The sequence below is a fragment of the uncultured Citricoccus sp. genome, assembly GCF_937871995.1.
GTDB lineage: Bacteria > Actinomycetota > Actinomycetes > Actinomycetales > Micrococcaceae > Citricoccus.
Map to the genome: position 1 here is coordinate 1 of NZ_CALMQR010000032.1, position 22662 is coordinate 22662.

Here is a 22662-nt window from a genome sequence, read left to right on the forward strand (position 1 = left end):
GGCGACGGTGGCGCCGGCCGCCAGGACCCGGGCCGGGGGATCCGGGGATCCCAGCGGTCCCGGGAAAGGGATCAGCTACGCGGTGTGGCGGCAGCCGCCACGGCCTGGGCCACGCGCTCGGAGACCTCGGGGTCGAAGACCGAGGGGATGATGAAGCCGGGGTTGAGCTCCTCGTCGGAGATGCAGGAGGCGATGGCCTCGGCGGCCACGACCAGCATCTCGTCGGTGATATCGGAGGCTCCGGCGTCCAGCAGCCCGCGGAAGAACCCGGGGAAGGCCAGCACGTTGTTGATCTGGTTCGGGAAGTCCGACCGGCCGGTGGCCACCACGGCGGCGTGCTTGGAGGCCGCGGCGGGGTCGACCTCGGGGTCCGGGTTGGACATGGCGAAGACCATGGCCCCGTCGTTCATGGCGGCGATGTCCGCCTCGTCCAGCAGGTTCGGGGCGGAGACGCCGATGAACACGTCGGCCCCGACCACGGCCTCCTTGAGCGTGCCCGAGAAGGAGCCGGCGTTGGTGTTGTCGGCCAGCCACTGGCGGTTGGAGTCCGTGTGCGTGGAGCCGCGCTCGATCACCCCGGCCCGGCCGGCGGCCACGATGTGGCGGGCGCCCGAGGCCATCAGCAGGCGGATGATCGCGGTGCCGGCGGCGCCGACGCCGGAGACGACGATGCGCACGTCCTCGATCTTCTTGCCGGTCAGCTTCAGGGCGTTGGTCAGCGCGGCCTGTACCACGATGGCGGTGCCGTGCTGGTCGTCGTGGAACACCGGGATGTCCAGTTCCTCGCGCAGGCGGGCCTCGATCTCGAAGCAGCGCGGGGCGGAGATGTCCTCGAGGTTGATGCCGCCGTAGGCCGGGGCGATGGCCTTGACGATGGAGATGATCTCCTCGGTGTCCTTGGTGTCCAGGGCCACCGGCCAGGCGTCGACGCCGGCGAACTGCTTGAACAGGGCGGCCTTGCCCTCCATCACGGGCATCGCGGCCTCGGGGCCGATGTCCCCCAGGCCCAGCACCGCGGTGCCGTCGGTGACCACGGCGACCGTGTTCTTCTTGACGGTGTACTGACGGGCCAGGTCCTTGTCCTTCGCGATGGCCTGGCAGACCCGGGCCACGCCCGGGGTGTAGGCCCGGGAGAGGTCGTCGCGGGTGCGCAGCGGCACCCGCAGGGTGGTCTCGATCTTCCCGCCCTCGTGCAGCTGGAACGTCTGGTCCGAGAGTTCCAGGACCTCGGTCCCGTCCAGGGCGTCCAGGGCCTGGCGCACGCGCTCGGCGTGACCGGCGTCGATGGTGTTGCAGCTGACGGCGACGATCATGTACTCGTGGTGGGACTCCACCACGTCCAGGCCGGTGATGGCAGCACCGGAGGCGGCCACCTCTGCGGTCAGGTCGGAGGTCGCGGTGAAGGACGCGGGGGCCTTGACCTGCAGGGTGATGGAATAACCGGGGCTGGGTGCTGCCATGAGAGCTCCTTCGTAGGAGAGGGCCGAATGGTCGTCTGCTCCATGGCCGACGGACCAGTCCTGATCGAGGCCGAGTCTATCGGCGGGCAGACCTACTGCTCAGTCGTGTGTCGTCACGCTGTCGCGCCCTAGAAACCCCTGAGGATGACGTTCCAGTAATCCTTCGGGAGGAACTCGAGGTCGAGGAACCACAGGACGCGGCTCGGGCCCAGCAGCGGGACACCGGGGATGCTGGGCGCCAGCTCGTTGTCCCGGTCGTACTCGGCGAAGACCGCCCGCCCCCGCTGCACGGTCACGGGTGTCACGGTGTAGCCGTCGTACCGGGCGGTGGGTTCGCGGCCCTCCCGGGTGGCCAGCAGGTTCGCGGCGAGGACCTTGGTCTGGTGGCGCAGCCCGCCCCCGGATGAGGTGGTCTGCAGGGCCGCCGCGTCCCCGCAGGCCCACACGGTGGGCACCCGCCGGTGGCGCAGGGTGTGCGGATCCACGTCCGCGTAGCCGGCCGCGGACGTTCCCGGTCCCGCCGTGGACTCCACGCCCGCCACCGCCTCCCCGCCCGCAGCGGTGCCCAGTCCGGCCTCGGCGATCCAGGCCGGTGCCGCGTGGACCGGGGAGTGGTGCAGCAGGTCGTAGGGCAGGTCACGGGGCGTCCCGTCGACCGTGGCGTGCAGCCGGCGGGCGCCGGCGTCGATGGAGCGCACGTGCGCGTCCGTCAGGACCGTGATCCCGTAGCGATCCACCCATGGCTGCAGGACCCGGTCCACGTCCGGCTGGCCGAACAGGGTGCCGGTGGGCGTCAGCAGGGTCACCTCGATGTCCTGCAGCACGCCCTGGCGCTGCCAGTAGTCACAGGCGAGGTAGAGGATCTTCTGCCCGATCTGCGGGGTGGGGGCCGGGCCGTCCGGGATGGTGAACAGCGCCCGTCCGCGGCGCAGTGCGCGGATCAGCTCCCAGGTCTTGGGGGCCAGCTCCACGGTGTAGTTCGTGGAGGCGTGCGGGCCGGCCACTGCCTCGGCGCTGCCGGGCACGTGATCCCAGTCCGGGGCCGAGCCCGCGCAGATCACGACGTCCCGGTAGCCGAGGCGCTCGCCCGAGGACAGGGTGGCGGTCCGTGCCACCGGGTCCAGGGCCCGGACGCTGTCCTGCACCCATCGCACACCGCGGGGCATCACGCGGTGCTGGGGACGGGACATCTGGCGCGTGGTCCTCAGCCCGGCGCCCACGTAGGACAGCATCGGCCGGTAGTGGTGCGTGGACTTGGGTTCCACGACGGCGATGTCCGCGATGCCCTTGCGGTGCAGCCGGGCGGCCAGGGAGATCCCGGCGTTGCCACCGCCGATCACGAGGACGTCGGCGGTTCGCTCTGGGGGTGCAAGGGGCATCGTGACTCCGTGGGAGGTGGAGGGGCTCTACGGCCCCGGAGGGGGCCGCCCGACCATTCGACCACGGGCCGCGACGACCCCACCACCATGGGTGGCCCCCATGCTCTCTCAGCCGGTCGGGCCCACGGTCCCGGACATCGCCCGGTGGGTCCCCGAGCGGTGGAGCCAGGACCGGTGGACCTGGTGGATGCCCTCGAGCAGGACGCAGGCCACCGCGCCGGTCGCCACGGCGGTCACGGTGAGGTCCGTGGGCGGGTACTCGAACTGGTGGAACTCCTGAGAGGCCGGGACCGTGAGGACCAGGAACAGCAGCACGTACATGGAACCGACCAGCACCAGCTTCCACCGGGTCATCGGCCGGGAGATGAGGTTGAGCACCCACAGGCCCATCAGGGTCAGCGTGATGACCGAGGCGGTCTGGACCTGCCGGACCGAGACCTCCTCCGTGAACCAGCGGGCATAACCGTTCACGGCCAGCAGGCCCACGAGGATGACCACCCCGGAGGGGATGGCGAAGCGCAGGGCGCGGCCGAGGAACCCCGGGACGTAACGGCGCTGGTTGGGGGCCAGGGCCAGGAAGAACGTGGGCAGCCCGATCATCAGGAAGTCCACGGTGGAGGCCTGCCGCGGCAGCAGCGGGTACTGCCAGGCCAGCAGCGAGAACACCACGCCGAACAGCACGGCGTAGGCGGTCTTGGTCAGGTACAGGTGGGCCAGTTGCTCGATGTTGGCGATCACCTGACGCCCCTCGGCCAGCACGGCCGGCAACCGGGAGAAACGGCTGTCCAGCAGCACCAGGCGGGACACGGCCTTGGTGGCCGGGGCGCCGTTGCCCATGGCGATGCCCAGGTCCGCGGACTTCAGGGCCAGGGCGTCATTGATGCCGTCCCCGGTCATCGCCACCACGTGCCCGGCGTCCTGCAGGGCCTTGACCATGCCCTTCTTCTGGTCGGGGGTGACCCGGCCGAACACGGAGTGGGTGTCCAGGACCTCCCGTCGTCGATCGTCGTCCTCGGGCAGGTGCCGGGCGTCGTAACCGTCCCCGTGCAGCGTCATCCCGACCTCGCGCGCGACCGCGGCCACGGTGCGCGGGTTGTCCCCCGAGATGATCTTCAGCTCCACGCCCTGGGCGCGGAAGTACTCGAGGGTCTCGTGGGCGTCGTCGCGGACCTTCTCCCGGAAGGTCAGCAACGCCACCGGGACCAGCCCACGGGGCAGTCGCTCACCGGTCCGGCGGCCGTTGCCGGTCCCGGTGGCGGGCCCGGTGTCGGTGGCGGGCCCGGGGCCCGGTCCCGACGTCGGCCCCCCGGTCCCGAACCACGCACCGGGCGCCACCGGAGTGTCCGACCGGCAGAGCAGCATGGTGCGCAGCCCCCGGTCCGTCGTCTCCTGGCAGAGGGCCTCGATCCGGTGGGTGTCCGTTCCCTCGGAGCAGTTCCCGTCGAGCAGTGCCTCCGGGGCGCCCAGGACCCACGCCCCGTGCGGGGCGGAACCGGGTCTCGGGGGGCGGGCGCCGCCCCCGGGACCGAAGGCGACGGCGGACCAGCGCCGGGCGGAGGAGAAGGGCACCTGCGCCGAGGGCGCCTCCTCGGGGACGTGCGGGAAGGCCTCGCGCAGGGCCAGGGCCGTGGGGTTGGCATTCACGTCGGCGCCGAACCAGGCCAGGACGCGGGCGCCGTCGTCGTGCACCTGGCGGGAGGCGGAGAGGTCGGTGACCCCGTCGAAGACGACGCGCCCCTCGGTGAGCGTGCCGGTCTTGTCCAGGCAGACGGTGTCCACCCGGGCCAGGATCTCCACCGCCGGCTGTTCCTGGATCAGGACCTGGTCCTGGGCCAGCTTCAGCGCGGCCACCGCGAAGGAGATCGTGGTCATCAGGGCCAGCCCCTGGGGGATCATCGAGGTGATCGCGGCGACGGAGGCCACGACCGCGGGCTCGATCGCGTTGTTCTGCACCGCGTACGTCCAGCCGCCGATCGCCTGGACCTGGCCGTTGAGGATGATCGCCACGATCGGCACCAGGGCGATGGTGAGCCACGTGGCGACCGTGTCCAGGGCCCCACGCAGCTCCGAGGGGATCTTGGAGAACGTGCGGGCCTCGATCGCGAGCTGCGAGGCGTGCGAGTCCGCGCCGACGGCCGAGACGCGGAACACCCCGTGCCCGGAGAGCACGGCCGAACCGGAGAGCACCACGTCCCCGGGCAGCTTGCCCACCGGATCGGACTCCCCGGTCAGCATGGACTCGTCGATGTCCAGGCCGTCCGCCCTCAGCATCACCCCGTCCGCCGGGACCTGGTCCCCGCGCCGCAGCACCACGGCGTCGTCCAGGACGATGTCCTCCAGTCGCACCTCCTGCCGCTCGCCGGAGCGCATGACGTGGGCGGCGTCCTGGTGCAGCAGGGCGATCTGGTCCAGCTTGCGCTTGGCCGAGTACTCCTGGACCACGCCGATGATCACGTTGGCCACGGCCGCGAGGCAGAACACCAGGTCGAACCAGCGGCCCAGCACGATGATCGCCACCGCGCAGGCGCCGATGGCCAGGTTGAACATCGTCAGGACGTGGACGCGCAGGATCTTCCAGATCGAGCGGGAGGTGTCCCGGGGCTGGCGGTTGGTCAGCCCCTTGCCGATCCGCTCCGCGACGGCGGACTCGTCCAGGCCGCGGGCGGCGAGGGCCTCGTCGTCCGGGCGGGCGATCGCCCCCAGTCCGCGCCGGCGCAGGTGGTGACGACGGCGCACGTCGGGGTGCTCCGCTCCACCGGCCACCGCGGCGGCAGGGGAGCCGACCCGAGGAGTCCGTGAGCCGGCGGGGGTGGCGGCGTGGGGGTCCGCGGGTGAGCCTGCGCCGGGGAGGTCCTGGATGGTGTCCTCCTCCGTGGCGGGTCCGCCGGTACCGGTGCTGGCCGGGTTGCTCACGCTGATTGTCTCCCTGGGTCGGGCGGCAGGCAATGGCCAGCCGGACGGGAGCCGACCTGCAGCGATGCCCTCCAATGTAGTGGCCGCGTGTCCCGCACGGGGTCAACCTGCGGGGTGAATCCGGGCCCGCTCCGGGTCATCCCGGAGACGGAGGCCGGACCGTCGGTGCCCCGTGGTGGCCCGGGCTGCCGTACAGTCGGCGTCATGAAGGCACCGGACCCCGCGGCCATCCTGCCGGGCCGGTTGCTGTCCAGGATGCGCTCGGACCTGGTCCACACCTTCTCCGGTGAACGTGACGCGGGAGTCCCGCAGTGGCAACTGGACCTCGAACAGGGTGATGACGCCGGGTACTTCGCCCACGACTCGGCAACCTGGGCGGTCCACGGGTCGATGTCCACCGTGGCGGCAGGCATCCGCGCCCTGCTGGTCCAGGCGCTGCACCCCGGTGCGCTCGCCGGGGTGGCCGAGCACTCGGACTACCGGGCCGACCCGCTGCAACGGCTCGCGGGGACCATCCGCTGGATCTTCTCCGTCACCTACGGTTCCACCGGCGCGGCCCGTCAGGCCTGCGCCGAGGTCCGCCGGCTGCACGTGCCGGTGCGGGGGCGGTATGAGGACGGGGCGGGGGAGGAACGGCGGTACTCCGCCAACGCCCCGCACCTGGCCGAATGGGTGCACCTGGCCTTCACGGACGCCTTCCTGGCCGCGCACGAGGACTTCATCGGCCCCGTGCCGACCGCCGGCGGGGCGGATGACTACGTCCGTGAGTGGTCCGTCGCCGGATCACTCATGGGCGTGCAGGACCCGCCGACCACCCGCCAGCAGCTCAAGGACCGGCTGCAGGCCTTCGACGACGCCGGCGAGCTGGCCGGCGGGGACCGGGTCACCGAGGTCCTCGGGGTCCTGCGGAACCCGCCGCTGCCCGGCCAGCTCGGCTGGGGCTACCGGGCGCTCTTCACCGCGGTCGTGGACACCCTGCCGGCCCGCTACCGGGACCTGCTCGGCCTGCGCGCCACACCGGTGTCGCGGCTGACCCGTGCCGGCGGCCGCGCCACCCTGGCCGTGGTGGGCGCGGCCCTGTCCGGGCCGGGCCCCTCGGAACAGGCGGCCCGGCGCCGGCTCATCCGGCTGGGTGTGCTTCCGGACGCGGACACCGGACGGTAGCGGACGAGCCGCGAGGCCCCGCCGTTGCCCGGGCAACCAGCCGTGCCCGGCGTCTCAGCACGACGTCCTGTCCGATCTCGTGCACGGCGGAGCGGGCACGACCGGGCCCCGTGACGGCTGCCTGGGCGGCGGTGCTCATGACCTCCCCGCCGACCGCTCGGTGGCGGGGGCCGGGTCCAGGGCGATGATGACCGACTTGGTCCGGGTGTACTCCGCCAGTTGCTCGGGCCCGTTCTCCCGGCCCCAGCCAGAGGCCTTGACGCCCCCGAACGGCATGGACGGGTCCAGCAGGCCCCAGGCGTTGACCCAGACGATCCCGGCCTCCAGCGCATCCGCCACCCGGTGGGCGCGCGAGATGTCCCCGGTCTGGATCCCGGCCGCGAGGCCGAAGTCCGTGCTGTTGGCCAGGTCGACGGCCTCCTGCTCCGTGTCGAACGGCTGGACCGTCAGCACCGGACCGAAGATCTCCTGCTGGACGGCGTCGGCCGCATTGTCGACGTCGGCCAGGACCGTCGGACGGTAGAAGAACCCGCCGTCGATCTCGGCTGCCTCCCCACCCACCACGACGCGCGCGCCGCTGGACCGGGCCTGATCCACGGCCTCGCGCACCTTCTCGAACTGGCGGCGGGTGGCCAGCGGGCCGATCACCGTGCCCGGGTCCCGCGGGTCACCGAAGGGCACGTGCGGGACAGCGCCCGCGAGGGCCTCGAGGACCTGGTCGTAGACCGGCCGCTCGACGAGGAGCCGCGGTCCACCCATGCAGAACTGGCCGGTGTTGAAGACGAAGGCCGAGATGGCGGTCTCCACCGCCTTGCCGAGGTCGGCATCGGCGAAGACGATGTTCGCCGCGTTGCCGCCCAGTTCGGCAGTGACGGGCCGCAGGCTGCGGCCGGCCAGCTCGGCGACGTGCGCCCCGACCTGGGTGGAACCGGTGAAGGCCACCTTGGCGACCCGGGGGTGCCCGTTGAGGGCGTCACCGATCGTCGAACCGTAACCGGTGACCACGTTGTAGACCCCGTCCGGGACGCCCGCCTCGGTGAGCAGCTCAGCCATCAGCAGCGCCGAGAAGGGGGTCTCCTCCGCCGGCTTGTGGACCACCGTGTTCCCCGCGGCCAGGGCGACGGCGATCTTGGAGGTGGACAGGATCAGCGGGAAGTTGAACGGCGTGGTGGCCGCGATGACCCCGAGGGGCTCCCGCTGGGTGTAGGCGTGGGCCGGCAGAGGGGTGCGGCGGACCGCCCCGTCCAGGTGCTGGGCCAACGAGGCGGCGTACTCGTAGGTGTCGGCCGCCGTGGTGACGTCCACGGCACGGGCGAGGCTGATGGGCTTGCCGACGTCCAGGCTCTCCACCCGGGCGATCTCGTCGGCCCGCTCCCGGATCAGGTCGGCCACCCGCATCAGCACGCGCGAGCGCTCCCTGCCGGGGAGCCTGGACCACCGGCCGTCGACGAAGGCGCGGTGGGCGGCCTCCACGGCCGCGTCGACGTCGGACGGGCTGCCGTCCGGGATCGACCCGATGGCCTCGCCGGTGGCCGGGTCCAGGACCTCGATCCGGCCGGATCCGGACGTCGCGGCGGCCCAGCCGCCATCGATGTAGTGCCGCGCGTGGCGCAGTGCCTCGGGCAGGTCCGGGCCGGCCTGCACGTCCTGCGGTGCCTCGGTCGTCATGGGTCAGTCCTCCTGGGGGTGGGGGGCAGGGATCACAGGTGGGGGCGGGACGGCCGGTGTCCGGCATCGCGGTGGCGAGCGCCCCGGATGCCGCGCGTGCCCGGTCTCACAGGCCCGGAGTCTACCCAGCATGTGTCCGCGCTCACAGGGGTACCGTGAAGCCATGGGACACACCAATGACCCGGCGACCATCCGCCGGCTGCTGACCGACCGGGGAGCCCGCTGGGCCGTCGTCGGACTCACGCCCAACCCGCGCCGGGCCGCCGTCGGGGTCTCGAGATTCCTGCGGGACGAGCTGGGCATGGAGATCATCCCGGTGAACCTCGGGGCCCAGGAGGTGCACGGGGAGACCGGGTACCGCACCCTGGCGGATGTGCCCGGGACCATCGACGTGGTGGACTGCTTCGTCAACTCCCACAAGGTCGGGGCGATCGTGGACCAGGCGATCGAGGTCGGCGCACGTGCCGTGTGGCTGCAGCTCGGGGTCATCGACGAGTTGGCGGCGGAGCGCGCGGCGGCCGCCGGGCTGGACGTGGTCATGGACACCTGCCCGGTCATCGAGGTGCGGGCCACCCCCTCGCTGCGTGGCGACTGACCTCCCCGGGCCGCCGCTAGGGTGGGGCCATGATCTTCATCGTCGTGAAATTCCAGGTCAAGCCCGAGCACGTGGACGGTTTCATGGATCGCGTCCGTGACTACACGCGGGCCACGCGTGCCGAGGAGGGCAACCTGTGGTTCGAGTGGTCCCGCAGCGTGGAGGACCCACACGAGTTCGTCCTCGTCGAGGCGTTCAAGGACGGCGCCGGGGAGGCGCACGTGTCCTCGGAGCACTTCACGGCGGGCCTGGAGGCGATGCGCCCCGTGCTGGCCGCCACCCCGAGGATCGTCAGCCGCCAGGTCGAGGGTGAGGGCTGGGACCGGATGGGCGAGCTGCAGGTCGACTGAGCGGACGGTGCACCCTGCAACGTGCGGGCAGGGACGGTCGCCCGTCCCTGCCCTCAGTTCGTGCTGTGATCAGGCGTTGGCCGCCTTCGGGGCGCCGATCCCCGGATCGACCTGGTGTGGTCCGCTGGCGCTGGGCCGCACGTCGAAGTCGAAGATCGCGGTCGGGATGTAGACGGTGGAGCACGAGTTCGGGATGTCCACCACTCCGGAGAGCCGGCCCTCGATCGGGGCCGCACCCAGCAGCAGGTACGCCTGCTCGGGGGAGTAGCCGAACTTCACCAGGTAGTCGATCGCGTGCAGGCAGGCGCGCTGGTAGGACAGGTGCGAGTCCAGGTAACGCTGCTCGCCGTCCAGCGTCACCGAGGTCCCGGAGAACGCGATCCACTCACTGAACCGGGGATCCACCCGGCCCGGCATGAAGATGGCGTTCTCCTTGACCCCGTAGGTCTCCATGCCGCCCTTGATGAGGTCGACGTGCAGGTCCATGAACCCGCCCATCTCGATCGCGCCGCAGAACGTGATCTCCCCGTCGCCCTGGGAGAAGTGCAGATCGCCCATGGACAGGTTGGCGCCGTCCACGAACACCGGGTAGAACACCCGGGTGCCCTTGGACAGGTTCTTGATGTCCTGGTTGCCGCCGTTCTCGCGCGGTGGTGCCGTCCGGGCGGCCTCCGAGCCGACGCGCTGCCACTCGCCCCGGTCCAGCCCGCCGAGCACGGCGTGCTCGGCCTCGGGCGGCAGGGCGAGCGGGGGCACGCGGTTCGGGTCGGTGGCGATCAGGTCGCCCTCGCGCTTGTTCCACTTGGCCAGCAGCTCGGCCGAGGGCGCCGTGCCCATGAGGCCGGGGTGGATGAGGCCCTCGAAGCGGACCTCCGGGACGTGCCGGGAGGTGGCGATCTGGCCGTTGAAGTCCCAGATGGCCTTGTAGGCGTCCGGGAACTGGTCGGTCAGGAACCCACCGCCGTTGTTCCGGGAGAAGATGCCGGTGTACCCCCAGCCCTGGCCGGCCAGCGGGCCGCTGTCCTCCTGGGGGATCGGGCCGACGTCGAGGATGTCCACGATCAGCAGGTCGCCGGGCTGGGCTCCCTCGACGGCGAAGGGGCCCGAGAGCTTGTGCACGGTGAGCAGCGGCGCGTTGAGGATGTCCTCGGCGGAGTCGTCGTTGACGATGGCGCCGTCGAACCACTCGCGGCAGTCGACCCGGAAGGTGTCACCCGGCTTGACGGTGGCGACCGGGGGGATCTCCGGGTGCCAGCGGTTGTGGCCGAGCTTCTCCTGGTCCTCGAAGGACTTGGCCGAGTCGAGGGGAAAGATGTTGTCGGGCATGGTGACGGATCCTTTGCTGTGGGAACGAGAACGGTAACGAGAGTGGGAAGGGAGAGCGGGGGAGGGTGGCGCCGGCGTGACGCGTCGAGGAGGGGCGCGGCGCGCGGGTCGGCGGGCGCCGGGCGCCGGTACCGCTGCACTGGGGTCAGGGTCAGGGCCGGGGCAGCTTCCGGTGCAGGGGATTGCCGGTGTACCGGGGGCCCTCGCGCGGTTTGCGGCCGGCCGCGGGCAGTGCCGTGACCACCTCTGGTTCGGCCGCGCTGCGTTGGGACGACTCGATGAGCCGGTAGGCGGCGGAACCGGCCCGGGAGAGCCGCACGGAGGTGATGCGCCGGGCCGCGGGAGCCCCGCAGTCCGGGCAGTCCACCGCATCGGGCACGGAGGTCATGCTGTAGGACGCTTCCAGGACGGTGCCCTCCGGGCAGCGGAACTCATACAGCGGCACGGCGCCTCCCCCCGTCCCGCGGGTCACTGTCCGCCGGGCCGCGCAGGGTGTGGTCCGGTCCGGTGTCCTGCAGCTCGGGGGGCGTCCTGAGCGGACCGCGCCGGCCGAGCAGGAACGACAGGACCAGGGCGACGACGCCGGCCACGGCCAGGATCGTGGCCCACGTCCACGTGCTGCGGTACTCGCCCATGAGCAGCAGTACGGCGGGGATGGTGGCCGTGAGGTGCGCGATGATGGCCGTGAACCACCCGGTGGCCGCGGTGAGGGACTCCCGCCGGAGTCCCAGCAGCAGGAAGAACATGAGCCAGAGCACGGCCCAGAGGAGCCAGATGACCCCGAAGACGGGGTCTGCCACGACGGTGAACTGGAGGATGCCCATCACCACGGCGATGGCGGCCACGAACAGGGAGAACCACCCCACGCCCTCGCCGTCGAGACCGAAGGTGAGGTTGAGGCCGACGTAGAGGTAGGTGAAGCCGAAGAGGTAGAGACCGGAGGCGGCGAGGATGGCCGCGGGGTCACCCTCGGCCTGGACGAGCAGGATGGTGGGAAACACCACCTGCATGATGCCGACGAAGAAGTTCATGGGGGCGGCGGCCTTGCCGGGGACGAGCCCCAGCAGCATCAGGCCGTTGATGAACAACACCGCCCCCACGTACAGCAGACCAACACTGCCCATGGAGCGCTCCTGGGAGACGAGCAGGCCCGGCCGGGCGGCGGGGTGAAGCGGAGACGCCGCAGCCCTCGGACCGTGCGAGGGGATGTGATGCACGCCACGTTAGGCACGGCGCAACGGTTGCGACAATGGTCGGTCGTCGGTCGTCGGTCGTCGGTCGTCGGTCGCCGGTCGCCGCCCCTGGCCCGGCTGGGGCCGTGCCCTAGGCCTCGTAGCGGGAACGCATGCAGGCGAAGACGCCGAAGAGCATCAGCCCGACGCCGATGCAGGCCAGGAGCACGGGGCCCAGCGGCTGGTCCAGCAGGGCCTTGAGGGCGCCGTCCATCCCGGTCGCGTCCTCGGGGTCCCGCTGGAGCGTGGCGACCACGAACAGCAGCCCCACCAGGGCGAGCACGATGCCCTTGGCGACGTACCCGATGGTGCCCGTCACGCGGATCGCGCGGGAGACCTCACGCCGGCTCGAGGAGCGCAGGTCCTTCATGAACCGCTGGGTCACCCCCGAGTACACGTGGTATCCGCCGATGCCGATGATGACCAGTCCGGCCACGACCAGCAGCACGGCACCGACCGGATGGGACATGAGCGCGGCCGAAGCCGAGCTGGTGGACTCCCCGGAGTCCTGTCGCCCGCCGAGCGCCGCGACGGTGAACATCACCCCGATCGCCACGTAGACGACGGCCTTGCCCGCGTCCTTGACCCCGTCGAGGGCGGAGCGGCGGTCCCAGATCGCCTCACTGAGGTACCACAGGCCCAGCAGGACACAGCCGGCGGCGCACAGCCAGACCAGGCCGACGCCCAGCGGGCTGGTGGTCAGCAGCTGGATCGCGCCGGACTGGTCCGCGTCCTGGGGTGCCGACCCGAAGGCCAGGCTCCAGGCGATCAGGCCGATGAGGATGTGCAGGATCCCGTTCGCGACATGGCCGACACGGGCGGCCTTCCGGAACCAGGGATGGCGGGTGACCTCCTCGGCGCGGTCCGAGGCCTCGTCGAGGGCCTGGGCGGCCCCGGTCGGCGCATGCTTCCGCATCGTCCGTCGCACGCGGTCGGCAGGGCGGGAGGCGGACGCGGACTCGGGGGTCATGGGTACAGGGTAGACCCGTGGCTTCCGGGGGACCACGGCGGCCGGCTCGACGGCGGCCCCCGGTCAGGGCCGCCCGTTGACGACCCCCCGGGGGCTGTCAGACTGGGGCCATGGTCATCCAGCACATCGCGTTCCGGCAGGACTGGCACCAGGCCCAGCGGACCGGGACCTATGACCGGTCCACCCGCGGCGCCTCGATCGAGGAGGTCGGTTTCCTGCATGCCAGCGACGGGCCGGAACAGGTCCGAGCGGTGCTCACGCGCTTCTACGCGGACGTGGGCGAACCCCTGGTGGTGCTGACACTGGACGAGGCGGCCCTGGCCGCGGCGGGGTTGAGCGTGGTCAGGGAGCCCGGTGACCCCGCCGACCCGGACTCCGAACGCTTCCCCCACGTCTACGGCGGACCGCTGCCGGTGGCCGCGGTGTCCCGCGTCGACCCGGTCGTCAGGTCGGAGCACGGCCTCGGCCCGGCCGCCGCGGACGGTTCCGGAGAGGCCGTCGCCGGTGCGGACGACGATGCGCTCCACCTGTCCCGTGCCATCGCCCTGGCCACCGCGAACGCGGCCACGGACGGGGGCCCGTTCGGGGCGCTGGTGGTGACCGCGGACGGTCGCGCCTTCGAGGGTGCCAACCGGGTCACGGCCACCAACGACCCCACGGCCCACGCCGAGGTCACGGCGATCCGCGCGGCCTGCAGCGGGCTGGACACCTTCGACCTCTCGGGGGCGGTGCTGTACGCCAGCTGCGAGCCGTGCCCGATGTGCCTGGGCGCGGCGCTCTGGGCGCGGGTGGACCGGGTGGTCTATGCCGCCGACCGTCACGATGCCGCCGCCGCGGGCTTCGACGACGCGGCCTTCTACGACTATCTCGAGTCCCCGGACAGGGACGGGCTGATGCCGCTGGTGCACCGGGCCGTCCCGGGCTCCACCGCGCCGTTCGAGGCATGGCAGGAGAACGCCGACCGTACCGAGTACTGAGGCACCCACCGGGGACGTGCCCGGGTGCCCGGAACGCATCAGGTGCTGGATTCGTCGCCCTCCCCGCGCGGGGAAAGCGACGGATCCAGCACCTGATGGTCATCGCGCGGGCCGGCCGCGCTGCCTGGGTGGGTCCGCTGGGTCAGCCGAAGTACTCGGGCAGCGTGGCGGCCCAGCGCTCGCGCAGTTCCTCGAGGGGCAGCACGAACTGGTCCTGCACCTCGAGTGCCCCGGAGGCGGCGTCCACCACGCCGATCCGCGCCACCGGGAAGCCGCGGGCCGTGGTCATGTCCTTGAACCGGACCTCCTCGGTCCGCGGCACGGCCACGATCGCGCGGGACTGCGACTCCGAGAACAGGGCGGTGAAGGCGTCCACGCCGTCGCGCTGCATGACCTCGTCCAGGGACACCCGGGCGCCGACGCCGAAGCGCAGCACCATCTCGGACAGCGCGGCGGCCAGCCCACCCTCGGAGAGGTCGTGGGCGGCGTCGATCATCCCGTCCCGGGAGGCGTTGATCAGCAGCTCGCCGAGCAGCTTCTCGGTGGCCAGGTCCACCTGCGGGGGCACGCCGCCGAGGTGATCGCGCAGCCGGGCGAACTCGGAGCCGTCCAGCTCGTCGCGCGTGACGCCCATCAGGTACACGGCCTGGCCGTCGGCGTCACGGTGGAATCCGGACGGGGTGCGGCGGGAGACGTCGTCGAACTGACCCAGGGTGGCCACCACCGGGGTGGGGTGGATGGGCGTGGAACCGGTCTGGTTGTACAGGGAGACGTTGCCGCCGGTGACGGGCACGCCCATCTGCTGACAGGCGTCCGCCAGGCCGCGGATGGCCTCGGCGAACTGCCACATCACCTCGGGGTCCTCGGGGGAGCCGAAGTTGAGGCAGTCCGAGACGGCCTTGGGCACCGCACCGGCCGTGGCCACGTTGCGGTAGGACTCCGCCAGGGCCAGCTGCGCACCGGCGTACGGGTCCAGGTAGGTGTACCGGGAGTTGCAGTCGGTGGAGACGGCAACGCCCATCCCGGTCTCCTCGTCCACCCGGACCACGCCGGCGTCGTCCGGGGCGGCCATGGCGGTGTTGCCCTGCACGAAGTGGTCGTACTGCCTCGTCACCCACGAGACGTCGGCCAGGTTCGGCGAGGACATCAGCTCCAGCACCGCGGCGCGCAGCTCGTCACCGGTGCCCGGCAGCGCGGGGACGCGACCGGCGTCGACGGCCGAGCGGAAGGTGTCCGCCACGAGCGCGTCCTGGTAGGACGGGCGGTGATAGGGCCGGTCGTAGACCGGGCCGTCGTGGGCCACGGTGCGGGGGTCGACGTCGACGATCACCTCGCCGTTCCAGGTGATGGTCAGGCGGTTGTCGTCGGTGACCTCGCCCAGCCAGGAGTACTCCACGTCCCACTTGGCCATGACGGCCTCGAACGCCTCGACGTTCCCGGGCGTCACCACGGCCATCATCCGTTCCTGGGACTCGGACATGAGGATCTCGCCCGGGGTCAGGGTGGGGTCGCGCAGCAGCACGGAGGTCAGCTCCACGTTCATGCCGCCCTCGCCGTTGGAGGCCAGCTCGGAGGTGGCGCAGGAGATGCCGGCGGCACCGAGGTCCTGGATGCCCTCCACGAGCGAGTCCTTGAACAGCTCGAGGCAGCACTCGATGAGTACCTTCTCCGCGAACGGGTCGCCCACCTGGACGGCGGGGCGCTTGGAGGGCTTGGCGTCGTCGAAGGACTCGGAGGCCAGTACGGAGGCGCCGCCGATGCCGTCGCCGCCGGTCCGGGCGCCGAACAGGACCACCTTGTTGCCCACGCCCGAGGCGTTGGCCAGGCGCAGGTCCTCATGGCGCAGCACCCCCACGGCCAGGGCGTTGACCAGCGGGTTGCCCTGGTAGATCGGGTCGAACACCATCTCGCCGCCGATGTTCGGCAGGCCCAGGGAGTTGCCGTAGCTGCCGATCCCGGCCACGGCCCCGTGCATGACGCGAGCGGTGTCCGGGTGGTCGATCGCGCCGAAGCGCAGCGGGTCCATCACGGCCACCGGGCGCGCGCCCATGGAGATGATGTCCCGGACGATGCCGCCGATGCCGGTGGCGGCTCCCTGGAAGGGCTCCACGTAGGAGGGGGAGTTGTGGGACTCGATCTTGAAGGTCACGGCCCAGCCGTCCCCGAGGTCGGTCACGCCGGCGTTCTCGCCGATCCCGACCATCAGGTCCTTCTTCATCTCCTCGGTGACCTTCTCGCCGAACTGGCGCAGGTGGACCTTGGAGGACTTGTAGGAGCAGTGCTCGGACCACATCACCGAGTACATGGCCAGCTCGGCCGCGGTGGGGCGGCGGTCGAGGATCCTCACGATCTCCTCGAACTCGTTCTGCTTCAGCCCCAGCTCGGCCCAGGGCAGCTCGGTGTCCGGGGTCTGCGCGGCGTGCTCGACGGTGTCGATGTTGAACGTCGCGGTGGCCTGTCGGCTCGTCTGGTCAGTCACTTCGTCTCTCCTGCGATCGAGGCCAGCACCGAGGTGAAGACCCCCAGTCCGTCCGTGCCCATGCGCATGCCGTGGTCCGAGTCGGGGCCGAACCCGGCCTCCACCGCGTGCTCGGGGTGCGGCATGAGTCCCACCACGTTGCCGGCGGCGTTGGAGATGCCGGCGATGTCCCGGCGCGAGCCGTTCGGGTTCCAGCCGACGTAGCGGAACACCACGCGACCCTCCCCCTCGAGCTCGTCGAGGGTGTGTTCGTCGGCCACGTACTGGCCGTCCTGGTTCTTCAGCGGCACGGTGATCTCCTCACCGGTGCCGAAGTCCCGGGTCCAGGCGGTGGCGTTGTTCTCCACGCGCAGCGCCTGGTCGCGGCAGATGAACTTCAGGTGGTCGTTCTTGATCATCGACCCGGGCAGCAGGTGCGCCTCGGTGAGGATCTGGAAGCCGTTGCAGATGCCCAGCACGGGCAGTCCGCTCCCGGACCCGTCCCGTCCGCCGGCGGCGGCGATGATCGCGTCCATCAGCGGGGCGAAGCGGGAGATCGCCCCGGCGCGCAGGTAGTCGCCGTAGGAGAAACCGCCGGGGATGATGACCGCGTCGAGCGAGGACAGGGCCGCGCCGCCGTCGGTCTCGGCGTGCCACAGGGCGACCGGCTCGCCGCCGGCCAGGCGCACCGCGCGGGCCGCGTCCCGGTCGTCGAGCGTTCCGGGGAAGGTCACGACGCCGACGCGCGCCCCGGTGAGGACGGGTCCGGCCGTGGAGAAGTCTCCGATGAGGGGCAGGTCCGTGCTCATCAGGCCGTCGGCCCCTCGGCCGGGTGGCCCGCGGCGTCGGGCAGGACCTCGACGTTCACGACGTCCTCGATCACCGGGTTGGACAGCAACTGCTCGGCGGCCTCGCGGGCGTGGGCCAGGACCTCGTCGGTGACCTCGCCGTCCACGGTGAGCTCGAAGCGCTTGCCCTGGCGGACCGCGGCGAAGCCGGTGAATCCCAGTCGGGGGAGGGCGCCTGCGATGGCCTTGCCCTGCGGGTCAAGGATCTCGGGCTTGGGCATGACGTCGACGACGATCGTGGGCATGGGGGAGTTCTCCAAGGGTTCAGCGGGAGGGCTTGCCCCATTCTAGTCCGGCTCGCCGCGGGCCGCCCCCGCGGGAAGGAAGGGTGACGTGACCCGCAGCCCCGCCACCGTCCCCCGCCGGGGTCCCGCTGTTCCGGCCGGCCGGGGCCCCGGCCTACGCTGGGCCCATGGGGCAGAGCAGGGACCGCGGACGAGACCGCGCAGAAGCACGGATGACCGGGGCCGACGGGGTATCGGTGCTGCCGGCCGCCATGGCCGCCGCACTGGTGGCCGCGGGGATCGCGATCACCTGGTCGGTGCGCAGGTCCCGGGCGACGGTGCGGCAGCTGGCCACGAAGACCGCGGAGCAGCCGGGTGCAGCGGCGGGGACGGGACGCCGGGCCGGTTCCGGCACCACCGCCCCCTCGGGGCAGGTGGCGGTCCGGGCCACCGTGGATGACGATGGCCGCTGACACCCAGGAGCTGGCAGCGCGCCGCTGCCCCTGCGGCACCGGAGAGCTCTACGGGTCCTGCTGCGGCCGCTTCCACGCACGGTTCGCCGCGCACGGCATCCTGTCGGCGCCCACGGCGGAGGCCCTGATGCGCTCGCGCTACTCGGCGTTCGCGCTGGCCTCCGAGGGCGAGTTCCCCGAGGCCGAGCGGTACCTGCTGGCGAGCTGGGCGCCGGAGACCCGGCCGGCGTCGCTGGCGCTCGACGCCCCCGGGGCGGGACCGGACGAGGACCTGGACTGGCTTCGCCTCGACGTCGAGGAGACCTCCGGCGGCGGGCCGTTCGACCATGCGGGCACGGTGCGTTTCACGGCGCACTTCCGGACCCCCGCGGGCCGGCGGACCCAGCAGGAGACGTCCCGGTTCGTGCGCCGCGAGGGCACCTGGCTCTACTACGACGGCGACGTCAGCTGAGTCTCCCGGCCCCTGCGCGGTGGCCGGGAGCGCGTCGCTCAGCCGTAGATGCCGATGACCCCGAAGGCCACGCCCGAGGCCAGCATGGCCAGTGAGACGATGCAGGCCCGCCAGAGGACCTTCTTGTGGTGGTCGCCCAGGTCCACCTTGGCCATGGAGACCAGCAGCAGGATCGCGGGGACCAGGGGGGACTGCATGTGCACGGGCTGCCCGGTGACGGAGGCCCGGGCCATGTCCACGGCGGGGATCCCGTAGTGCGCACCGGTCTCGGCCAGTACCGGCAGGATGCCGAAGTAGAAGGCGTCGTTGCTCATGAAGAACGTGGCGGGGATGGAGATCAGCCCGGTGAGCACCGCGAGGATCGGTCCCATCGAGTCCGGGATGACGTCCACGAGCCACTGGGACATGGCCTCCACCATGCCGGTGCCGGAGAGCACGCCGGTGAGCACGGCGGCGGCGAACACCATGGACACCACGGCCACGATCGAGGAGGAGTGGTTGCCCAGCACCTCGGCCTGCTTCCTGACGTTCGGGAAGTTCACCAGCAGGGCGACGGCGGTGCCGATCATGAACAGGTAGGCCAGGGGCACGATGTCCGCCACCAGCAGCACCATGATGGCCACGGTCAGCACGAGGTTGAACACGAACAGCCGCGGTCGCAGGGTCTCGCGCTCCGGGTCCAGAGCGGTCCCGGACATTTCCGGGGCGGTCTCGGTCACGGTGCGTTCCAGGAGCCCGACGCCGGACGGCGCGCGGGAGGTGCCCGGCGTCCCGGCGGGTGCCCCCGCCGGGACGAGCTGGCCGCCGGGTCCACCGGTCGAGGTCCCGGCGGGGACACCGGGGCCGGACCAGCGCTCGGGGTCGTCACGGCGCAGGCGGCGCCGCTCGGACAGGCCCAGCAGCCAGGAGAAGGCGAAGACCACGGCCAGGCCCACCAGCAGCGAGGGGATCATGGGGACGAAGATCTCGGCTGCGTCCACGTTCAGGGCCGCCGCCGCGCGCACGGTGGGTCCGCCCCAGGGAACGATGTTCAGGGTGCCGTTGGTCAGCCCGGCCACGCAGGTCAGCACCACCGGGCTCAGGCCCAGCCGGTGGTAGACGGGCAGCAGGGCGGCGGTGACGACGATGAACGTGGTGGAACCGTCCCCGTCCAGGGAGATGACGGCCGTCAGCAGGGCGGTGCCCATGACCACCTTGGCGGGGTCGTGGCCCACCACGCGCACGATCCAGTTCACCAACCGGTCGAACAGGCCGACGTCGATCATGATGCCGAAGTAGGCGATGGCGAACATCAGCAGGGCGGCCGTGGGGGCCATCTGGCCGATGGCTTCGAGGATCATGTCCCCCAGTCCGAGGCCGGCACCGGTGAACAGGCCGAAGATGGTGGGGACGAGGATCAGCGCCAGCAGGGGCGTCATCCGCTTCGTCATGATGAGGACCATGAACGTGGCCACCATCGCGAAGCCCAGCAGGACGAGCATGGGAACTCCTGGTTCGGGGAGGGCCGGCGGACGCCGGCGGGTGTGACGGGCGACACGGGGCCGCGATTCGCAGTCACCCTACGGTGACGCAGCCCACGGAACGCCCTTCTGCTCGCTAACGGGGAATCAACCCATTCCACGCATTGCGCTCATTGTGCTCACGCGCCGTGGATGCCGGGGGCGGTGGGCAGGGGCCGGTCGCGGCGCTGCCGCCGGGTCCTACAGTGGGGGCGTGAGCACCACGCGCGAGTCCCGCCGTCCCCGCGGATCCTTCTCCGGGCGGATGACGGCGCTCCTGTTCGCCGCCGTGGCCGGCACGCTGGTCATCTGCCTGCTGGCCATCGGCTGGCTCACGACCCGGCGCATCCACGACCAGGCGCAGCAGGAGGCCCTGGGGATCGCCCGCACGGTGGCCTCCATCCCGGAGGTGCGCGAGCTCGTGGCCGAGCAGGCGGACGAGGACGCCCTGGACACCCGCGCGCTCGCCGCCGGCCCGCTGCAGTCCTCCCTCGAGGAGATCCGCCAGCGCACCGGGGCCCTGTTCGTGATCGCCACCGAGGACCGGGGGCTGCGCCTGGCCCATCCCAACCCGGACCTGATCGGCCAGCGGGTCAGCACGGACCCGGTGGCGCTGTCCGGGGTCGAGGACACGTCCACCGAGCGCGGCACCCTCGGCGAGTCCCTGCGCGCCAAGGTCCCCGTCTGGTCCCCGGACGGCTCTCGCGTGACGGGAGAGATCAGCGTCGGGGTATCCGTGGCCGCCGTGGCGGGTGACGTCCGCCAGGCCGCCGCGTCCGTGGCCGTCGTGGGGCTGGGCGGCCTGGTGCTGGCCGCGGTGTCCTCCGTCTCCCTGCAGCGTCGCCTGCGCCGGCTCACCCTCGGGCTGGAGCCCGAGGAGATCGCCGCCTCGGCACGGGACCAGGCAGCCGTCCTCTACGGGGTGCAGGACGGGGTGATCGGCGTCAGTCCCGAGGGCGTCATCACCGTCCGCAACAAGGCCGCGCGGCTCCTCCTGGGCCTGCCGCACCGCACCGACCGGGACGACGTGGTGGGCCGGCGCTACGACGAGGCCGGACTGCCGCCGACGCTGACGGGAGCCGTCGCCACCGCCCTGGACCCCGCCACCCCGTCCACCGGGTTGCGCCTGTCGGTGGGTGAGTCCTCCATGATCGCCTCCGTGGTCCCGGTGCGGCGAGGCGACGTCGACCTGGGGGCGGTGGTGATGCTGCGGGACACGACGGCCGTGGAGGCCCTCGGCAGCCGGCTCGACGCCGTCGAGACCATGGCCTCCGCCCTGCGGGCGCAACGGCATGAGTTCGCCAACCGTCTGCACGCCCTCTCCGGCCTGCTGTCCGCGGGCCATCTCGAGGAGGCACGGGAGTTCCTGCAGCAGGTCATCGACTCCGGACCGGTCCGTGACCCCGTGCCCGGGATCGAGGCGGTGCAGGACACCTTCCTGCGGGCCTTCCTCGGGGCCAAGGGCGTGCAAGCCCACGAACTCGGGGTGGAGATCCGGGTCGGGGATGAGACCTCGTTCTGGCAGACCGTGGTCGATCCGCAGGACGCCACGGCGGTGCTCGGCAACCTCCTGGACAATGCCGTCCGCGCCGCGCTGGAACGCCAGGCCCCGGGTGGGGACCCGCCCACCGGGCAAGCTGTGGAGGCCCCCGGGCGTCCCTGGGTCGAGGTCGACCTGCTGGGTGACGGCGACACCCTGCACCTGGCCGTCGCGGACTCCGGCGGCGGGGTGCCCGCGGGGCTGGACATCTTCGCCGCCGGGACCACCACCCGGGAGGCCGGGGAGCACGAGGCCCACGGCCACGGGATGGGACTGTCCCTGGCGCGCAGGCTGGCACGCCAGCGCGGAGGGGATGTGTGGTTGGCTGAACCCGGCACCACGGACGGCGCCGGGGCCCTGTTCTGCGCCCGGCTCCCGGGGGTGCTGGCGGTCTCCGAACCGTCACCGGGACGGGCGACGCCGAAGGAGGCTCAGCGATGACGGGACTGCAGGACCGCGGAGGCGATTTCCGGGTGCTGGTGGTGGACGACGACTTCCGGGTCGCCTCCCTGCACGCCGGCTATGTGGACGCGGTGCCCGGCTTCACGGCCCTGCCGCCGGTGAACGACGCCCGGATGGTGGTCCGGACGGTCGCGGACACCACGCCTGACCTGGTGCTGCTGGACCTATACCTGCCCCACGTCTCCGGGCTGGACCTGCTCACGGCGCTGGACGTGGACGCCTTCGTCCTCAGCGCCTCCGGCGAGGGGGAATCCGTCCGGACGGCCCTGCGCCGCGGCGCGCTCGCCTACCTGGTCAAGCCGTTCGAGGAGAAGGCGCTCGCGGACCGGCTGCGGCCCTACGCCCGGTACCGGCGGTTGCTGGCGGCCGGGACCCACGACCAGGTGGCGATCGACCGGGCACGCCGCGTCCTGCTGGCCGAGGCCGAACAGGCCCCGCCGTCGGCGGCCGCCACCACGGAGCAGTCGGTGCTGGAGACCGTCAACGGTGCCGTCGAGGACCTGACCGTGATGGAGGTGGCGGAGGCCGTCGGGATCTCCCGTGCCACGGCCCAGCGGTACCTCTCCCACCTGGCGCAGACGGGCCAGGTCAACCTGGGGCTGCGCTACGGTGCCCGGGGCCGGCCGGAGCACCGCTACGGCCCCCTGGACCCGATCGCCCGGGGCTGAACGGG

At 72.0% G+C, this 22662-nt stretch carries 20 protein-coding genes and 1 pseudogene; 9 read left to right on the forward strand and 12 right to left on the reverse strand.

What is annotated here, in order from left to right:
- Positions 1–71: 71 nt before the first annotated feature.
- The 3 genes from Q0283_RS02910 to Q0283_RS02920 all read right to left on the reverse strand — a co-directional run bounded on the left by Q0283_RS02910 (position 72) and on the right by Q0283_RS02920 (position 5752).
- The gene (locus Q0283_RS02910) at positions 72–1460 is read right to left on the reverse strand and encodes an NAD-dependent malic enzyme (RefSeq protein WP_183529545.1); all 1389 of its coding nucleotides are present in this window, start codon (positions 1458–1460) and stop codon (positions 72–74) included.
- 128 nt (positions 1461–1588) lie between these two features.
- Positions 1589–2839: an NAD(P)/FAD-dependent oxidoreductase gene (locus Q0283_RS02915; protein ID WP_298042794.1), complete on the reverse strand. Its 1251-nt coding sequence runs from the start codon at positions 2837–2839 to the stop codon at positions 1589–1591.
- 108 nt (positions 2840–2947) lie between these two features.
- Positions 2948–5752 carry an HAD-IC family P-type ATPase gene (locus tag Q0283_RS02920; RefSeq protein ID WP_298042796.1) on the reverse strand — a complete coding sequence of 935 codons (2805 nt, stop codon included), beginning with the start codon at positions 5750–5752 and terminating at the stop codon, positions 2948–2950.
- Positions 5753–5956: 204 nt separating this feature from the next.
- Here Q0283_RS02920 and Q0283_RS02925 point away from each other — a divergent pair, with 204 nt between their 5' ends.
- Positions 5957–6916 carry an oxygenase MpaB family protein gene (locus Q0283_RS02925; RefSeq protein WP_298042799.1) on the forward strand — a complete coding sequence of 320 codons (960 nt, stop codon included), beginning with the start codon at positions 5957–5959 and terminating at the stop codon, positions 6914–6916.
- 135 nt (positions 6917–7051) lie between these two features.
- On the opposite strand, the gene Q0283_RS02930 is transcribed toward Q0283_RS02925, so the two are convergent.
- A complete protein-coding gene (locus tag Q0283_RS02930; RefSeq protein ID WP_183530029.1) occupies positions 7052–8584 on the reverse strand; it encodes an aldehyde dehydrogenase in 1533 nt (510 codons plus the stop codon).
- Positions 8585–8747: 163 nt separating this feature from the next.
- On the opposite strand from Q0283_RS02930, the gene Q0283_RS02935 reads away from it, so the two are divergent.
- Both Q0283_RS02935 and Q0283_RS02940 read left to right on the forward strand, forming a co-directional pair.
- A complete protein-coding gene (locus Q0283_RS02935; protein WP_183530027.1) occupies positions 8748–9179 on the forward strand; it encodes a CoA-binding protein in 432 nt (143 codons plus the stop codon).
- Positions 9180–9208: 29 nt separating this feature from the next.
- Positions 9209–9529, forward strand: a complete 321-nt coding sequence (locus Q0283_RS02940; protein ID WP_010143902.1) for a putative quinol monooxygenase — start codon at positions 9209–9211, stop codon at positions 9527–9529.
- A gap of 69 nt (positions 9530–9598) precedes the next feature.
- Here the strand turns inward: Q0283_RS02940 and fmdA are convergent, their stop codons facing one another.
- The 4 genes from fmdA to Q0283_RS02960 all read right to left on the reverse strand — a co-directional run bounded on the left by fmdA (position 9599) and on the right by Q0283_RS02960 (position 13057).
- Positions 9599–10855: a formamidase gene (gene fmdA, locus Q0283_RS02945; RefSeq protein ID WP_183530024.1), complete on the reverse strand. Its 1257-nt coding sequence runs from the start codon at positions 10853–10855 to the stop codon at positions 9599–9601.
- Positions 10856–11006: 151 nt separating this feature from the next.
- A complete protein-coding gene (locus Q0283_RS02950) occupies positions 11007–11300 on the reverse strand; it encodes an FmdB family zinc ribbon protein (RefSeq protein ID WP_010143900.1) in 294 nt (97 codons plus the stop codon).
- Positions 11287–11979: an AmiS/UreI family transporter gene (locus Q0283_RS02955; protein WP_183530022.1), complete on the reverse strand. Its 693-nt coding sequence runs from the start codon at positions 11977–11979 to the stop codon at positions 11287–11289. Before Q0283_RS02955 ends, Q0283_RS02950 begins: the two co-directional genes overlap by 14 nt.
- 199 nt (positions 11980–12178) lie before the next feature.
- Complete coding sequence (locus tag Q0283_RS02960) at positions 12179–13057, reverse strand: DUF1206 domain-containing protein (protein ID WP_183530020.1); 879 nt, start codon at positions 13055–13057, stop codon at positions 12179–12181.
- A 110-nt stretch (positions 13058–13167) separates the two neighbouring features.
- On the opposite strand from Q0283_RS02960, the pseudogene Q0283_RS02965 reads away from it, so the two are divergent.
- Both Q0283_RS02965 and Q0283_RS02970 read left to right on the forward strand, forming a co-directional pair.
- A pseudogene (locus tag Q0283_RS02965) lies at positions 13168–13479 on the forward strand (DUF952 domain-containing protein); the annotation flags it as partial.
- Positions 13480–13584: 105 nt separating this feature from the next.
- Positions 13585–14034, forward strand: coding sequence for a nucleoside deaminase (locus tag Q0283_RS02970; RefSeq protein WP_255459790.1), 450 nt, complete (start codon positions 13585–13587; stop codon positions 14032–14034).
- A gap of 142 nt (positions 14035–14176) precedes the next feature.
- On the opposite strand, the gene purL is transcribed toward Q0283_RS02970, so the two are convergent.
- Genes purL through purS form a run of 3 tightly spaced genes read right to left on the reverse strand, consistent with a single transcriptional unit; the run spans position 14177 to position 17585 of the window.
- Complete coding sequence (gene purL / locus Q0283_RS02975) at positions 14177–16513, reverse strand: phosphoribosylformylglycinamidine synthase subunit PurL (RefSeq protein WP_298042811.1); 2337 nt, start codon at positions 16511–16513, stop codon at positions 14177–14179.
- Positions 16510–17301, reverse strand: a complete 792-nt coding sequence (gene purQ, locus Q0283_RS02980) for a phosphoribosylformylglycinamidine synthase subunit PurQ (protein WP_010143895.1) — start codon at positions 17299–17301, stop codon at positions 16510–16512. The genes purL and purQ overlap by 4 nt, the downstream gene beginning before the upstream one ends.
- On the reverse strand, positions 17301–17585 hold the full coding sequence (gene purS, locus Q0283_RS02985) for a phosphoribosylformylglycinamidine synthase subunit PurS (protein WP_010143893.1): 285 nt from the start codon (positions 17583–17585) through the stop codon (positions 17301–17303). The genes purQ and purS overlap by 1 nt, the downstream gene beginning before the upstream one ends.
- A 167-nt stretch (positions 17586–17752) precedes the next feature.
- Between purS and Q0283_RS02990 the strand changes: the two genes are divergently transcribed.
- Both Q0283_RS02990 and Q0283_RS02995 read left to right on the forward strand, forming a co-directional pair.
- Entirely contained in the window at positions 17753–18037 is a 285-nt protein-coding gene (locus Q0283_RS02990) for a hypothetical protein (RefSeq protein WP_298042815.1), read from the forward strand.
- Complete coding sequence (locus Q0283_RS02995; RefSeq protein WP_183530010.1) at positions 18027–18488, forward strand: YchJ family protein; 462 nt, start codon at positions 18027–18029, stop codon at positions 18486–18488. The genes Q0283_RS02990 and Q0283_RS02995 overlap by 11 nt, the downstream gene beginning before the upstream one ends.
- Positions 18489–18526: 38 nt before the next feature.
- Here Q0283_RS02995 and Q0283_RS03000 read toward each other — a convergent pair whose 3' ends face one another.
- A complete protein-coding gene (locus Q0283_RS03000; RefSeq protein WP_298042820.1) occupies positions 18527–19969 on the reverse strand; it encodes a CitMHS family transporter in 1443 nt (480 codons plus the stop codon).
- Between the two features lie 232 nt (positions 19970–20201).
- Here Q0283_RS03000 and Q0283_RS03005 point away from each other — a divergent pair, with 232 nt between their 5' ends.
- Positions 20202–21968: a sensor histidine kinase gene (locus Q0283_RS03005; RefSeq protein WP_298042823.1), complete on the forward strand. Its 1767-nt coding sequence runs from the start codon at positions 20202–20204 to the stop codon at positions 21966–21968.
- A complete protein-coding gene (locus Q0283_RS03010) occupies positions 21965–22657 on the forward strand; it encodes a response regulator (protein ID WP_298042826.1) in 693 nt (230 codons plus the stop codon). The genes Q0283_RS03005 and Q0283_RS03010 overlap by 4 nt, the downstream gene beginning before the upstream one ends.
- Positions 22658–22662: the final 5 nt, after the last annotated feature.